The organism is Pseudomonas sp. B414, from assembly GCF_055408445.1.
On the sequence record NZ_JBUZTQ010000001.1, the window covers coordinates 94,092 to 106,509 of the forward strand.

A 12,418-nucleotide genomic window follows, 5' to 3' on the forward strand; every position below is an offset into this window, starting at 1 on the left:
CAATCACTCCCCCGTAGCAGCTGTCGAAGGAACGAGGCTGCGTTCGGCGGCGCAGCCGTCGTAAACCCTGAGAGTCGGTTTTAACTGGCACTGCGCGGTGTTTGATTTTGCGACGGCTTCGCCGCCGAACGCAGGCTCGGCAGCTGCTACGACAGAAACGACTTATTCCAGCATCCGATGAGCGTCAATTGCGTAGGATCATTCCCTCTGACACAATCGCGAATAATTATCGTTAGTTAAAACTAGAATTCGGTGATGTCTTTGTCGTCAGTCCAAAACCCACACAGCGAGCTGGTTGGAGCGCTTTATCGCGACCATCGCGGCTGGCTGCTGGCGTGGTTGCGGCGCAACGTAGCCTGCCCGCAGCGGGCCGAAGACCTCAGCCAGGACACCTTCGTGCGCCTGCTGGGCCGCACCGAACTGCAAACACCCCGCGAGCCCCGGGCCTTTCTGGCGGCCATCGCCAAGGGCCTGCTGTTTGACTACTTTCGCCGCGCCGCGCTGGAACAGGCCTGGCTCAACGAACTGATGCTGATCCCCGAGGCAGAACAACCCTCGCCCGAAGCCCAGCACCTGATTCTCGAAGACCTCAGGGCCATCGACCGCCTGCTCGGCAAGCTGTCGACCAAGGCCCGCGCAGCCTTCCTCTACAGTCGCCTCGACGGCCTGCCCCACGCCGAAATCGCCGAGCGCCTGGGCGTGTCGGTGCCCCGCGTACGCCAGTACCTGGCCCAGGGCATCCGCCAATGCTATATCGCCCTGTATGGCGAGCCGACATGAGCCAGGCCAACACCAAGCCGGTCTCGGCCCGGGTGCTGGACGCCGCCATCGCCTGGCAGCTGTGCCTGGATTGCGGCAATGGCAGCGCCGTGGAACAGGCCGAGTTTGCCAAGTGGTACAGCGCCAGCGAAGAACACGCCCGCGCCTGGTTGCAACTGGGCATGCTCGACCAGCGCTTCAGTAACACCAGCATTCCTGCGCGCAACGCCCTGCTCAACGCCCGTAATGGCGTGCAACAGCGGGCACGCAAGCTTGGCAGCGGCCTGGCCAGTATTGCGCTGGTCTGCGGGCTGGCCCTGTTTGCCGGTAAAAGCTACCTGCCCATTGATTACTGGATGGCCGACCAGCGCACCGCCACCGGCGAACAACGCCAGTTGCGCCTGGCCGACGGCACCCTGCTCAACCTCAATACCCACAGCGCAATCGATGTGCGCTTTGATGACACAACCCGGCGCATCATCCTGCAAGAAGGCGAGATCATGGTCGAGACCGGCCATGGCGACCCTCGCCCGTTTATCGTGCAAACCCGCGATGGCAGCCTGCTGGCACTGGGCACACGTTTCATGGTCAAGCGTGAAGACGATGGAACGCGCCTGAGCGTGCTGCAATCACGGGTGCAGGCCCACCCTCAAGATAGCGTCGAACAGACCATCTACAGCGCAGGCCAGCAAGTGCTGATGCACCGCGACCGCCTGGGCCAGATGTACGCGGTCAACCCCGGGGCCGATGCCTGGACACGAGGCATGCTGGTGCTGGACAACGTACGTCTGGCCGACATGGTCGGCGAACTCAACCGCTACCAGCGCGGCCACCTGGGCGTAGCCCCCGAAGTGGCCGACCTGCGCATCACCGGCAGCTTCCCGCTGAACAATGTCGAACTGGCGCTCAATGCCCTGTTACCGACCTTACCGGTACAGATCGAACAACGTACCCCATGGTGGGTCACCGTCAGCGCCAAGCCGAAAAACAACTGAATCGAAATTATTTTCAATTAGCCCTATCACTTTTCCAATCTCGTGCGGCAGATAGGCATTGAGAAACATTTCCATTCAGGAACCCGCCGAATGTCCCGCACCCTCGACACGTTTTTGCGTCCAAGCCTGTTGGCTGTCGCCATCGCCCTGAGCGCCCCGCTGGCCAGCACCACGCTGATTGCCGCCGAGCAGGCCTCGTCTGCGCGCAGCTACAACCTGCCTGCCGGACCTTTGGCGGCCACCCTGAACCAGATCGCCAGCCAGGCCGGCATCACCCTGGCTATCGACTCGTCGCTGCTGGCGGGCAAAACCTCGGCACCGGTCAAAGGCACGTTCGAAGCCACGACGGCGTTGCGTGAGGCATTGCAGGGCAGTGGGTTGCAGCTACAAAACAGTGGCAACGGCTCTTACACCCTGTTGCCAATCGTGGAAGGTGCCCTGACGCTGGGCGACGTCAATATCAACGGCGCCGCTGTTGCTGAAGGCTCGGAAGCGGCGGGTTATGTCAGCGAAAATTTGAATAATGTCGGCGCCCTGGGCGGGATGAAACTGCAAGACACGCCGTACTCCATGAGCGTGACATCTCAGGCTTTGCTGAAAAACATGCAAGCCACCTCGCTGGATGACGTATTCAAGCGCAACCCGTTTACCCAGATGTTCTCTCCGACCGGCGCAGGTTATGCCAGCGCAGTTAACATTCGCGGATTCAGCGGCGCGGGGAACCTGAATATTGCCAACGATGGCCTGCGCTTCAGCACATTGGCCGATGCGGGCAACTATCTGGAAGAAACCGAGCAACTGGAAGTCATCACCGGCCTTACCGGCTTTCTATATGGCCCCGCTACGCCCGGCGGTCTTGCCAACTATGTGCTCAAACGTCCGACCTACGAAAACTATCGCAGCGTTACTCTGGGCAATGCCGGTGGTGACAACTACTACCTGCACGGCGACTTTGGCGGCAAGATCGACGATGAAGGCAAATTTGCCTATCGCCTGAACCTGCTGAGCCAAGATGGCGAAACCGCCATCGACATGCAGAAACGCCGTCGCGAGTTGGTCAGCCTGGCTGTGGACTGGAACGTCAGCGACGACCTGCAAATCCAGTTCGATGCATCGCACAAGAAAACTCAGATTCGCGGGCTGACCAGCTACTGGTATTTCAATGACCAGGCGCTACGCCCACGCGCTTCGCAACTCGATAACGACAAACTGTACAGCCAGAAGTGGTCATTCTCGGACAACGAAACCGACAAGGGCGGTGTGCGGGCCAAGTGGCGCTTGAACGACACCTTCACCCTCCGCGGCGCCTTGGCGACCCAGAAGTTCACCGAAGAGAACACCTATACTGGCCCTACGGTATCCAGCCCGGGGGTTTACACCCAGCCACTGTATGCCTTTGCGCCCATTGAACATGTCGAAAACTCGGCCTACCTGTTCCTTGATGCCGCCTTTGCCACGGGCTCCATTGATCACAAGATGACCATGGGCTATCAGGGCAATGACTCGCGCATTCGCATGTACGAAGACCATATTCCCAGCTCACCGCCGCAATACGTTGACGTCGGCGGCGGCCCACTGCCTTTCGGCACCAGCGAACAGGTCGGCAAGCCCAGCTACTCCATTGGCCACGGCAATCAGCGTTTGGCGAGTACATCGCAAAACAACAACTTCCTGATTGGCGACGTTATTACCTTTAACGACCAATGGTCGAGCATCCTCGGTGTGACCCGCACCCAGATCAAGGCCTACAACAACGACTTCATCTATTCCACGCCCGAAAAGAAAACCCGTTACGACGAAAGCAAAACCTCGCCCAGCGTTTCGCTTATCTACAAGCCAATACCTTGGTTGACGACCTACGCCACTTATATTGAAGGGCTACAGGCAGGTGGCACGGCTCCCTGGAACGCAGTCAACGCAGGGGAAATTTTCGCTCCGCAAGTCAGCAAGCAATACGAAATTGGCGCCAAAGCCACGGTGGGCGAAACACTGCTGACGCTGGCATTGTTCAACATCGAAAAGCCCAACGGTTTCCTCAACGAAGGGATGATTTATACCGAGAGTGGCAAACAGGTGAACAACGGCCTGGAGTTCAGCGTAACGGGCAAAGTCACTCCCGAGCTGACCGTGGTAGGCGGTTTTACCTTGCTTGATCCAAAGGTCAAGGACGCCGACAACAAGGCCAACGACGGCAATGCCCCCGTTGACGTAGCCAAGCAACTGGCCAAGGTTTACGCCGAATACGACATCAATGCCCTGCCCGGCCTGGCTCTGACCGGCGGGGCGTTCTACACCGGCAAGCAATACACCGATGTCAGCAACGACTACCAACTGCCGTCGTTCACCACCTTTGATGCCGGTGCGCGCTACCGCATGAAGGTTTCGGAAAACGACCTGACCTTGCGCATGAACGTCAGCAACTTGGCCAACAAGGACTACTGGCTCAACAGCCATTACTTGGGCGACCCGCGCACCGTGCAGTTCTCGGCACAGCTGGAGTTTTAAACGGTCGTTAGCGCACCACCTCCCCCTGTGGGAGCGGGCTTGCTCGCGATAGCATCACCTCGGTTCTTTCAGATACACCGAGTTGCCTGCATCGCGAGCAAGCCCGCTCCCACAGGGTGTTTTTGCATTTTGGGAAAGTCATGAAAAGCAAAACCATCCGCCGCTGGTCCTTTATCCATACCTGGACCAGCCTGATTTGCACCGCGTTCCTGCTGATGCTGGCACTGACCGGTCTGCCGTTGATTTTTCATCATGAAATCGACCATCTGCTGGGCGATGCGCCGCAGGTCAAGGAACTGCCTGCCGACACCCCGACCCTCGACCTGCAACAACTGGTGCGCGCCGCCGAGGCTCATCGGCCGGGCGAGGTCATGCAGTATTTCGGCTGGGAAGAAGACGAGCCCAATGCGATTGTCGCCATCATGGCGGCCACCGCAGGCACCGAGCCAAACTCGTCCCACACCTTTATGCTCGATGCCCGCACCGGCGAGGCGATAGAAATGCCGTCAGCCAATGGCGGAATCATGATGGTCATGCTGCGCCTGCATGTGGATATGTTTGCCGGGCTGCCCGGCAAGTTGCTGCTGGCCTTTATGGGGCTGCTGTTTGTGCTGGCGATCATTTCCGGCACAGTGCTGTACCTGCCCTTTATGCGCCGTCATGAATTCGCCACGGTGCGCACCGACAAGTCCGCGCGCTTGCGCTGGCTCGACCTGCATAACCTGCTTGGCGCCGTGACCCTGACCTGGGCGCTGGTGGTGGGGGTGACCGGAGTTATCAGCGCCTGTGCCGACCTGATTATCGCTGCCTGGCGCAATGACAGCCTCAGCGCCATGATCGAACCCTATCGCGATGCACCGCCGCTGACCCATCTGGCCCCAGCCAGTCAGTTACTGGAAATTGCCGCCAAGGCCGCTCCCGGCATGCAACCGGACTTTATCGCCTTCCCCGGCACCCGGTTCTCCAGCGAGCACCATTACGCAGTCTTTATGAAAGGCAGCACGCACCTCACATCGCATCTGCTGACCCCGGTACTGATCGACGCCAGCACCCTGGATGTCACCGCCGTGGCCGGGCGCCCGTGGTACATGGATGCCATGGGCATGTCCCAGCCGCTGCACTTTGGCGACTATGGCGGCATGCCGATGAAAATCCTCTGGGCGGCACTCGATGTGTTGACCATCGTAGTGCTCGGCAGCGGCTTGTACCTGTGGTGGGTACGCCGTCGCGCGGCAAAGGAGAGCGCACGATGAGGCCGCGTCAGTCGAGCTTCTGGAAAGTGTTTTCCATTCCGCTGGCAATCGGGCTGGTCAGTGTGACGGGGTTGTTCAGTGCGCTGTTGGGGGACGGCGCCTGGGATGTGTTGAGCTGGATTGGTCTGGGAATTCCGGTGTGGATCAGTGTTTGCGGGATATGCAAGCGCTGATTGAAACCACTGCCCTCACCCCAACCCTCTCCCTCCGGGAGTGGGTTAGGGTGGGCCTGAGCCCAACTCAGCAATCCGGCTTGTCCGCCGTATAACGCCGCGCCGGGTTCACCGCCGCGCCAAACTCGCGCAATGCCTTGGCGCCGATCAGCAGCGGATAGTTAAAACTGCTGCGGTCGGTCAAGTTGACCTCCACAGTGCGTTTGACATTCCCCAGGCACATTTCCAGATCGACCACCGGGCGCTTGGCGCTTTCGGGGGTGTCCCGGTCTTCATCTTCATCGGCACGGCTTTTGATTTTGCTGATGCGCGCCACTTTGTGTTCATACACCTTGTTGCTCGCGCCTTCGGTCGCCAGCTGAAAACGCACCCACTCTTCACCATCGCGGGAAAAAGTCTGGATATTTTTGGCCGACAACGACGCGGTCAGGGCGCCGGTGTCCATCTTGGCTTTGAGGGTTTCGCCGATTTCCGGCAACTTGATGTACTCGTAACGCCCGTAAAGGGTCGGCTCGGCGGCCATCACCGGCAGCGCCAATACAGACAGCAACGCGAGAACAGACTTCATGCAGGCATTTCCTTTGAAAAAGTAAGCGTTAGACCGCTTATCCACAGTAGGTTCACATTGCGTGTGTGGGAGTGAGGCTATCGCGAGCAGGCTCGCTCCCACAAGGTCCATGGATTTGGCGTTCTACGCCAGTCTGCTTATCATGGCCTGTCCTTAAACGTTCAAGAGTTGCTTATGCGCCGCCTGCTCACCGGCTGTTTCGTCACCCTGTTACTGCTATGCAACACCCTGATCCTGTTCGGGCCGTTGATGCTGTTTGCCCTGTTCAAGCTGGCATCATCGGGGCGCCTGCGCGATTACAACTCGCGGGCGGTGATGTGGATTGCCGAAACCTGGTCGGAGATCGACAAACGCATTTTTGCCCTGTGTCTGCCCACCCAATGGGACATTCGCGGCGCCGAAGGCCTGAGCCGCGATACCTCGTATCTGGTGATCAGCAATCACCAGTCGTGGGTAGATATCCCCGCATTGATGCAGGGTCTGAACCGGCACACGCCGTTCTTCAAATTCTTCCTGAAAAAAGAACTGATCTGGGTACCCTTTCTGGGCCTGGCCTGGTGGGCGCTCGACTATCCCTTCATGAAGCGTTATTCCAAGGCCTTTCTGGCCAAACACCCAGAACTCAAGGGCGAAGACCTGAAAATCACCAGGGCCGCCTGCGAGCTGTTCAAGCGCCAGCCGGTGACGATCGTCAACTACCTGGAAGGCACGCGCTTTACCCCGGCCAAACACGCTCAACAACATTCACCCTATACCTGGCTGCTCAAGCCCAAGGCAGGCGGCGTGGCGTTTGTGCTGGCGGCGATGGGCGAACAGCTGGATGCCGTGCTCGACGTGACCGTGGTGTACCCACAGGCAAGGATTCCGGGCTTTTGGCAGTTGATCAGCGGGCAGGTGCCCAAGGTGATTGTCGATATACAGACCCGAGAACTGGATCCGGCGTTGTGGCAGGGCGATTACGAAAACGACCCGGTGTTTCGTGAGCAGGTCCAGAGCTGGGTCAACCAGCTCTGGACCTTGAAAGACCAGCGCATCAGCACCTTGCGTGCCGGGCGCGACTAGCCTTTAAACGCCCCAGGCGCTGCCCAGTTTGCTCAGCAGCGAAGTGCTGACGTTCTGGCCCTTGAAGTAGTCCAGCAGTACCGGAGCAAACTTGGCAACCATGCCGTCCTGCATGCCCAGCGCCGAGAATGCGGCGTTCAACTGGTCAGTGTTAGCCACGTTGCTGACCGCGCTGGTTGCAGTCTCGGATACACCCGAGGACTTGCCCAGCAGGCCGCCCAACTGGCTCAACTGACCCAGGGCACCAGCACCTGCCAGCTTGTTTACCCCCGGCACTTGCTCGGCCAGTTGGGAGTAGTCGCTGGAAGTCAGCTGGTTTTTTGCCAGGCTCAGCATCGCGCCGATACCACCAGCCGCTTGCTCAGGCTTTACGCCCAGCTCGTTGACCTTGGTCAGCATCTGCACGGCCTGGGCCGACTTGTCAGTGGTGGCGCCATTACCGTTGGCACCTTGCACCTGAGCGGCCACGTTGGCCACGTCGCTCAGGCTGAAACCTGCAAACACCGGGCTCGCTGCCACAGTCATCAATGTTGCCAGTGCCACGCCGCTCAACTTCTTCATCGCTTCAACCTCTAGAACCAAAAAACCGCCCGCGCAGGAGCGGTAAAACCATGTGTATGACCCAGAATCCAGGCAGATGTTCCCAAATGCCACTATCGGATCAAACGGCCTGCAATCTTAATTGAAAACAGCTGCATCCGCTGGACCCTTGCCTGCGTATACAGAGCAGCGAGGTGACTCCCATGATTGGAACAACCCCACACCCTGGACTACCCTCAACCGACAACTGCTCTGAAGTCCTGGCTTTTTTTGAGGGGAGAACAGCTATTTTAACTGCCAATACCGATTACCTTGAAAAACTCTTGGCCCAATGTTCACTGGGCAATCGGCGAGCCTTTGAAACCCTCTACCGCAGCGTCGCCCCGCGTTTGTACAGCGTGGCACTGCGCTGTATGGGTCGCAGCGATCTGGCAGAGGAAGTGGTGCAGGAAAGTTTTGTGCGCATCTGGCACAACGCCTCGCGTTACGACGCCCATTTGTCGGCACCGCTGACCTGGATGATCACCATCACCCGTAACCAGGCCATCGACCAGTTGCGCAAACACCGCGAGCTGCCCTTGAGCGACCTGCAGCAAGACGCAGTGGCCGATGACAGCCCAAGTGCCCACGAGCAACTGCACAGCGCTCGTGAGGCCAGCGCCCTCAACCAGTGCCTGGAGCGGCTCGAGGGCATGCAACGCCAGAGCATCACCAGCGCCTATTTTCACGGGCTGAGCGCCAGCGAGCTGGCGCAGCAATTGGCGGCGCCGCTGGGCTCGGTCAAGTCCTGGATTCGCCGGGGCATGGAGCGACTGCGCAGGTGCCTCGAATCATGAACTATCAAACCCCCGAACTGCGCCGTGCACTGGCCGCCGATTACGCCATCGGCCTGATGCCGCCCACGGCCCGCAGACGCTTTGAACACTTGCTGCAAGACGATGCCGCTCTGCGAACTGAATTGGCAAGCTGGCAAACACACCTCAGCCTACTGACCGAGCCCTTGATCGAACAACCTGTAGCCGATCACGTGTGGCACGCCATCGTGGCGCGTATCGAGCCGCAAAAGCTGCATGTGCCGGCCCGGCGACCGTTCTGGAGCTGGTGGCGATTAAGTGCAGCTGCTTGCTCCTTGTTGATCGCCGTGACTGTGGGTTTGCTCTACAACCACGACAGCGTGCAATACAAGGCCACCCTGCTTAGCGGCACGGCGCAGCCCGGCCTGCGGGTGGAGGCCCATGCTGATTATCTCAAGGTTCAACCGCTGGAACTGGCGGCGGTGGATGCAGGCCGCAGTCTGGAATTGTGGGCGATTCCGGTAGAGGGTAAACCGGTTTCCCTGGGACTTGTTCCGCGCGAGGGCGATGGGCGGATAGTGCTGAGCCAGAGCCAACAGCAATTGATCAGGGTGCCCGTGGTGCTGGCCGTGAGCCTTGAACCCCAGGGCGGTTCGCCGACCGGGCAACCCACCGGCCCAGTGTTGTATCAGGGGCCGCTGGCAGCACTATAAAATGTGTGGGAGCGGGCTTGCTCGCGATGCAAACAACTCGGTGCATCTGAAAGACCGAGGTGCTGCCATCGCGAGCAAGCCCGCTCCCACAGATGCCCCAGGGAAACTTAAGCCTTGCTGAACATCCGGTGCGGATCGATCACAAACTTCTTCGGCACACCCGCATCGAACTCGCCATAGCCGCGTGGCGCTTCGTCCAGGCTGATCACTTCAACGCCCACAATATCGGCGATCTTGATCCGGTCCCACATGATCGCCTGCATCAGTTGGCGGTTGTATTTCATCACCGGCGTTTGCCCGGTGTGGAAGCTGTGGGACTTGGCCCAGCCCAGACCAAAGCGGATGCTCAGGCTGCCCATTTTTGCAGCGGCATCCACCGCACCCGGATCTTCGGTCACATACAGCCCCGGAATACCGATCTTGCCCGCCACCCGCACCACGCCCATCAGCGAGTTAAGTACCGTGGCCGGCGCTTCATGCTTGACCCCGTCATGGCCATGACCACGAGCTTCAAAGCCCACCGCGTCCACCGCGCAATCCACTTCCGGCTCGCCCAGCAGATCGGCAATTTGCTCATGCAATGGCGTGTCTTTGGACAGGTCGGCAATTTCAAAACCCTGGGCCTTGGCATGGGCCAGGCGAATCGGATTGACGTCACCGACAATCACCACCGCCGCCCCCAGCAAACGCGCCGAAGCCGCTGCTGCCAGGCCCACCGGGCCAGCACCGGCGATATACACCGTGCTGCCGGGGCCAACCCCTGCGGTGACTGCACCGTGGTAGCCGGTGGGCAGAATGTCGGAGAGGCAGGTCAGGTCGCGAATTTTTTCCATGGCCGCATCGCGATCGGGCAGCTTGAGCAGGTTGAAATCGGCATAAGGCACCAATACATATTCAGCCTGACCGCCAACCCAGTCGCCCATGTCCACGTAACCATATGCGCCGCCGGGACGGGCCGGGTTGACGGTCAGGCACACACCGGTGTTCTGTTCCTTGCAACTGCGGCAACGCCCGCACGCCACGTTGAACGGCACTGACACCAGGTCGCCGACTTTCAGATGTTCCACATCACGACCGGCTTCGATCACTTCGCCGGTAATTTCATGGCCCAGCACCAGCCCGGTCTGCGCCGTGGTACGGCCACGCACCATATGCTGGTCGGAACCACAGATATTGGTCGACACCACCCGCAGGATCACGCCGTGGTGGATGGGCTTGCCCTGCGGGTTCTGCATTTTCGGGAAAGGAATGCTTTGCACTTCAACCTGGCCATTGCCCAGGTACACCACACCGCGATTGTCAGCCATCGTATTTGCCCTAATTGTTATTGGAGGGAATTACTTGCTGCCTGCAGCTTAGAACGTGCCGCGCCCTCACAGCACCACAGTACGACCTCCATTTAGGAAAACGCGCCGCTCAATGTGGTAGCCGACACCGCGCGCCAGGGTCTGTGCTTCGATGTCGCGGCCCTTGGCGATCAGATCTTCCGGGTAGTGACTGTGGTCCACCACCTCGACGCCCTGGGCGATGATCGGGCCTTCGTCCAGGTCGTTATTGATGTAATGGGCGGTGGCGCCCACCAGCTTGACGCCCTTTTCGTAGGCCTGGTGATAGGGCTTGGCGCCCTTGAAGCCGGGCAGCAGGGAGTGGTGAATATTGATCGCCTTGCCATCGAGCTTGCGGCACAGCTCGGGGGATAGCACTTGCATATAGCGGGCGAGGATCACCAGCTCGGCACCGGTGTCTTCGATCACTTGCCAGACCTTGGCCTCTTGCGCCGGTTTGTTGAGCGGGTCGAGGGCAAAGTGGTGATACGGGATACCGTGCCAGCTGGCCAGGGGTTCAAGATCGGGGTGATTGGACACCACGGCTACCACGTCCATCGACAACTGGCCGATGCGCTGGCGATAGAGCAAGTCGTTGAGGCAATGGTCGGCCTTGGACACCATGATCAGCACTTTGGGACGATGATGGGGCGGCGTCAGTTCGAAGGTCATGCCGAACGCCTGACCGCGCTCGAGCAGGCCTTCGCGAAAGGCATGCTCGTCGAAACCGTCGGGCTGACGGAACTCCACCCGAATAAAGAAACGCGCCGAACGCTGGTCATCGAAGGAATGGTGCTCGGTGACGTAGCAGCTGTGTTCGAACAGATAACGCGTCACCGCGTCCACCGTGCCCAGCAGGCTGGGACAATCGGCGGTGAGAATCCAGGTATCGGGGGCGCGGCTCATGGGGGTGCTCCTTGATTGTTATTGAACGCCCACTCCCCCTGTGGGAGCGAGCTTGCTCGCGATTCAGGCAACCTGGTGCATCACGCACACCGCAGCGATCCTATCGCGAGCAAGCCCGCTCCCACAGGGGTCGCTGGGTATTTAAGCCTCGACACTCAAACCATACTCCGCTGCCGCATCCTGCAACCATAGCCACCAATAATCCGAAAAACTGCGGCGGATCAGCAGTTCCCAGGTGTCCTCAGCCGTATGGCGAATCACCAGTTGCGACTTGGCAAACACCGTACCTACTGCCTTGCCCACCGGGAAGTTATCCGGGTGCACGTCGTAGCTGGTGGACTTCATCAGCACTTCCCGCACTTTCGGCCCGCTCAGTTCCAGCAGCTGTTGCCCGCCGCTGACGTTGACCACCGAGATATGCAGCCCGGCCAGTGCAGCGCGCAGTGCCTGTTCCACAGCAAACTCCTGGCCGCCGGGAACGATCAACAGCCATTCATCCGGGCCCATCCATTGCAGCGATGTTTCGTCTTTGGCTACCAAACTCAGGGCCACCGGCAGTTCCAGGCCCAGGGCCTTGTGCACGCCTTCGGCAAAAGCCGGGTCTTTGCCGTCGCCGCGCAGGGTCAGATGGCCCAGCAGTTTTTTCTCGCGCACGCTCACACCGGGGTTCTTGCGGCCCTTGCCGATCAGCCCGGCAAGGTTGGCGTGGTGCAGCGATGACTCGGCTTTGGCACTCGAGTCCGGGCGTTGTTGATATACGTTGGCTGTGGTCATGAGATCACCCATTCTTAATGCTGTGTCGGTTAGACCGTCATCGCTGGCAAG

At 59.6% G+C, this 12,418-nt stretch carries 13 protein-coding genes; 8 read left to right on the forward strand and 5 right to left on the reverse strand.

Annotated elements, in window-relative coordinates; all coding sequences use genetic code 11:
* The first annotated feature begins 255 nt into the window (after positions 1–255).
* From ACZRMH_RS00420 to ACZRMH_RS00440, 5 genes are all read left to right on the forward strand, one after another.
* Positions 256–780: an RNA polymerase sigma factor gene (locus tag ACZRMH_RS00420; RefSeq protein WP_464011657.1), complete on the forward strand. Its 525-nt coding sequence runs from the start codon at positions 256–258 to the stop codon at positions 778–780.
* On the forward strand, positions 777–1,754 hold the full coding sequence (locus tag ACZRMH_RS00425) for a FecR family protein (protein ID WP_464011658.1): 978 nt from the start codon (positions 777–779) through the stop codon (positions 1,752–1,754). Before ACZRMH_RS00420 ends, ACZRMH_RS00425 begins: the two co-directional genes overlap by 4 nt.
* A 90-nt stretch (positions 1,755–1,844) precedes the next feature.
* Positions 1,845–4,259, forward strand: a complete 2,415-nt coding sequence (locus tag ACZRMH_RS00430) for a TonB-dependent siderophore receptor (protein WP_464011659.1) — start codon at positions 1,845–1,847, stop codon at positions 4,257–4,259.
* Positions 4,260–4,399: 140 nt separating this feature from the next.
* Complete coding sequence (locus tag ACZRMH_RS00435) at positions 4,400–5,512, forward strand: PepSY-associated TM helix domain-containing protein (RefSeq protein ID WP_464011660.1); 1,113 nt, start codon at positions 4,400–4,402, stop codon at positions 5,510–5,512.
* Positions 5,509–5,685 (forward strand): hypothetical protein, encoded by a 177-nt coding sequence (locus tag ACZRMH_RS00440; RefSeq protein ID WP_464011661.1) that lies wholly within the window; start codon positions 5,509–5,511, stop codon positions 5,683–5,685. Before ACZRMH_RS00435 ends, ACZRMH_RS00440 begins: the two co-directional genes overlap by 4 nt.
* A 67-nt stretch (positions 5,686–5,752) precedes the next feature.
* Here the strand turns inward: ACZRMH_RS00440 and rloA2 are convergent, their stop codons facing one another.
* Entirely contained in the window at positions 5,753–6,253 is a 501-nt protein-coding gene (rloA2, locus tag ACZRMH_RS00445; RefSeq protein WP_464011662.1) for a retropepsin-like aspartic peptidase RloA2, read from the reverse strand.
* Positions 6,254–6,427: 174 nt separating this feature from the next.
* On the opposite strand from rloA2, the gene ACZRMH_RS00450 reads away from it, so the two are divergent.
* Positions 6,428–7,315, forward strand: coding sequence for an acyltransferase (locus ACZRMH_RS00450; protein ID WP_464011663.1), 888 nt, complete (start codon positions 6,428–6,430; stop codon positions 7,313–7,315).
* 3 nt (positions 7,316–7,318) lie between these two features.
* Here ACZRMH_RS00450 and ACZRMH_RS00455 read toward each other — a convergent pair whose 3' ends face one another.
* Positions 7,319–7,876, reverse strand: coding sequence for a DUF2780 domain-containing protein (locus tag ACZRMH_RS00455; protein WP_464011664.1), 558 nt, complete (start codon positions 7,874–7,876; stop codon positions 7,319–7,321).
* Positions 7,877–8,058: 182 nt separating this feature from the next.
* On the opposite strand from ACZRMH_RS00455, the gene ACZRMH_RS00460 reads away from it, so the two are divergent.
* Positions 8,059–8,691: a sigma-70 family RNA polymerase sigma factor gene (locus ACZRMH_RS00460; RefSeq protein WP_464011665.1), complete on the forward strand. Its 633-nt coding sequence runs from the start codon at positions 8,059–8,061 to the stop codon at positions 8,689–8,691.
* The gene (locus ACZRMH_RS00465; protein ID WP_464011666.1) at positions 8,688–9,362 is read left to right on the forward strand and encodes an anti-sigma factor; all 675 of its coding nucleotides are present in this window, start codon (positions 8,688–8,690) and stop codon (positions 9,360–9,362) included. The genes ACZRMH_RS00460 and ACZRMH_RS00465 overlap by 4 nt, the downstream gene beginning before the upstream one ends.
* 107 nt (positions 9,363–9,469) lie before the next feature.
* Here the strand turns inward: ACZRMH_RS00465 and fdhA are convergent, their stop codons facing one another.
* The 3 genes from fdhA to ACZRMH_RS00480 all read right to left on the reverse strand — a co-directional run bounded on the left by fdhA (position 9,470) and on the right by ACZRMH_RS00480 (position 12,367).
* Positions 9,470–10,669 (reverse strand): formaldehyde dehydrogenase, glutathione-independent, encoded by a 1,200-nt coding sequence (gene fdhA, locus ACZRMH_RS00470; RefSeq protein ID WP_464011667.1) that lies wholly within the window; start codon positions 10,667–10,669, stop codon positions 9,470–9,472.
* A gap of 66 nt (positions 10,670–10,735) precedes the next feature.
* The gene (purU, locus tag ACZRMH_RS00475; RefSeq protein ID WP_464011668.1) at positions 10,736–11,593 is read right to left on the reverse strand and encodes a formyltetrahydrofolate deformylase; all 858 of its coding nucleotides are present in this window, start codon (positions 11,591–11,593) and stop codon (positions 10,736–10,738) included.
* 141 nt (positions 11,594–11,734) lie between these two features.
* Positions 11,735–12,367 carry a sarcosine oxidase subunit gamma gene (locus ACZRMH_RS00480; RefSeq protein WP_464011669.1) on the reverse strand — a complete coding sequence of 211 codons (633 nt, stop codon included), beginning with the start codon at positions 12,365–12,367 and terminating at the stop codon, positions 11,735–11,737.
* Positions 12,368–12,418: the final 51 nt, after the last annotated feature.

Bases quoted from the DNA above. Each gene is read 5' to 3' on its own strand.
- ACZRMH_RS00465 (WP_464011666.1), top strand. From the start codon at position 8,688: ATGAACTATCAAACCCCCGAACTGCGCCGTGCACTGGCCGCCGATTAC.
- ACZRMH_RS00460 (WP_464011665.1), top strand. From the start codon at position 8,059: ATGATTGGAACAACCCCACACCCTGGACTACCCTCAACCGACAACTGC.
- ACZRMH_RS00480 (WP_464011669.1), bottom strand. From the start codon at position 12,367: ATGACCACAGCCAACGTATATCAACAACGCCCGGACTCGAGTGCCAAA.
- purU (WP_464011668.1), bottom strand. From the start codon at position 11,593: ATGAGCCGCGCCCCCGATACCTGGATTCTCACCGCCGATTGTCCCAGC.
- ACZRMH_RS00450 (WP_464011663.1), top strand. From the start codon at position 6,428: ATGCGCCGCCTGCTCACCGGCTGTTTCGTCACCCTGTTACTGCTATGC.
- ACZRMH_RS00455 (WP_464011664.1), bottom strand. From the start codon at position 7,876: ATGAAGAAGTTGAGCGGCGTGGCACTGGCAACATTGATGACTGTGGCA.
- rloA2 (WP_464011662.1), bottom strand. From the start codon at position 6,253: ATGAAGTCTGTTCTCGCGTTGCTGTCTGTATTGGCGCTGCCGGTGATG.
- ACZRMH_RS00425 (WP_464011658.1), top strand. From the start codon at position 777: ATGAGCCAGGCCAACACCAAGCCGGTCTCGGCCCGGGTGCTGGACGCC.
- fdhA (WP_464011667.1), bottom strand. From the start codon at position 10,669: ATGGCTGACAATCGCGGTGTGGTGTACCTGGGCAATGGCCAGGTTGAA.
- ACZRMH_RS00420 (WP_464011657.1), top strand. From the start codon at position 256: ATGTCTTTGTCGTCAGTCCAAAACCCACACAGCGAGCTGGTTGGAGCG.
- ACZRMH_RS00430 (WP_464011659.1), top strand. From the start codon at position 1,845: ATGTCCCGCACCCTCGACACGTTTTTGCGTCCAAGCCTGTTGGCTGTC.
- ACZRMH_RS00435 (WP_464011660.1), top strand. From the start codon at position 4,400: ATGAAAAGCAAAACCATCCGCCGCTGGTCCTTTATCCATACCTGGACC.
- ACZRMH_RS00440 (WP_464011661.1), top strand. From the start codon at position 5,509: ATGAGGCCGCGTCAGTCGAGCTTCTGGAAAGTGTTTTCCATTCCGCTG.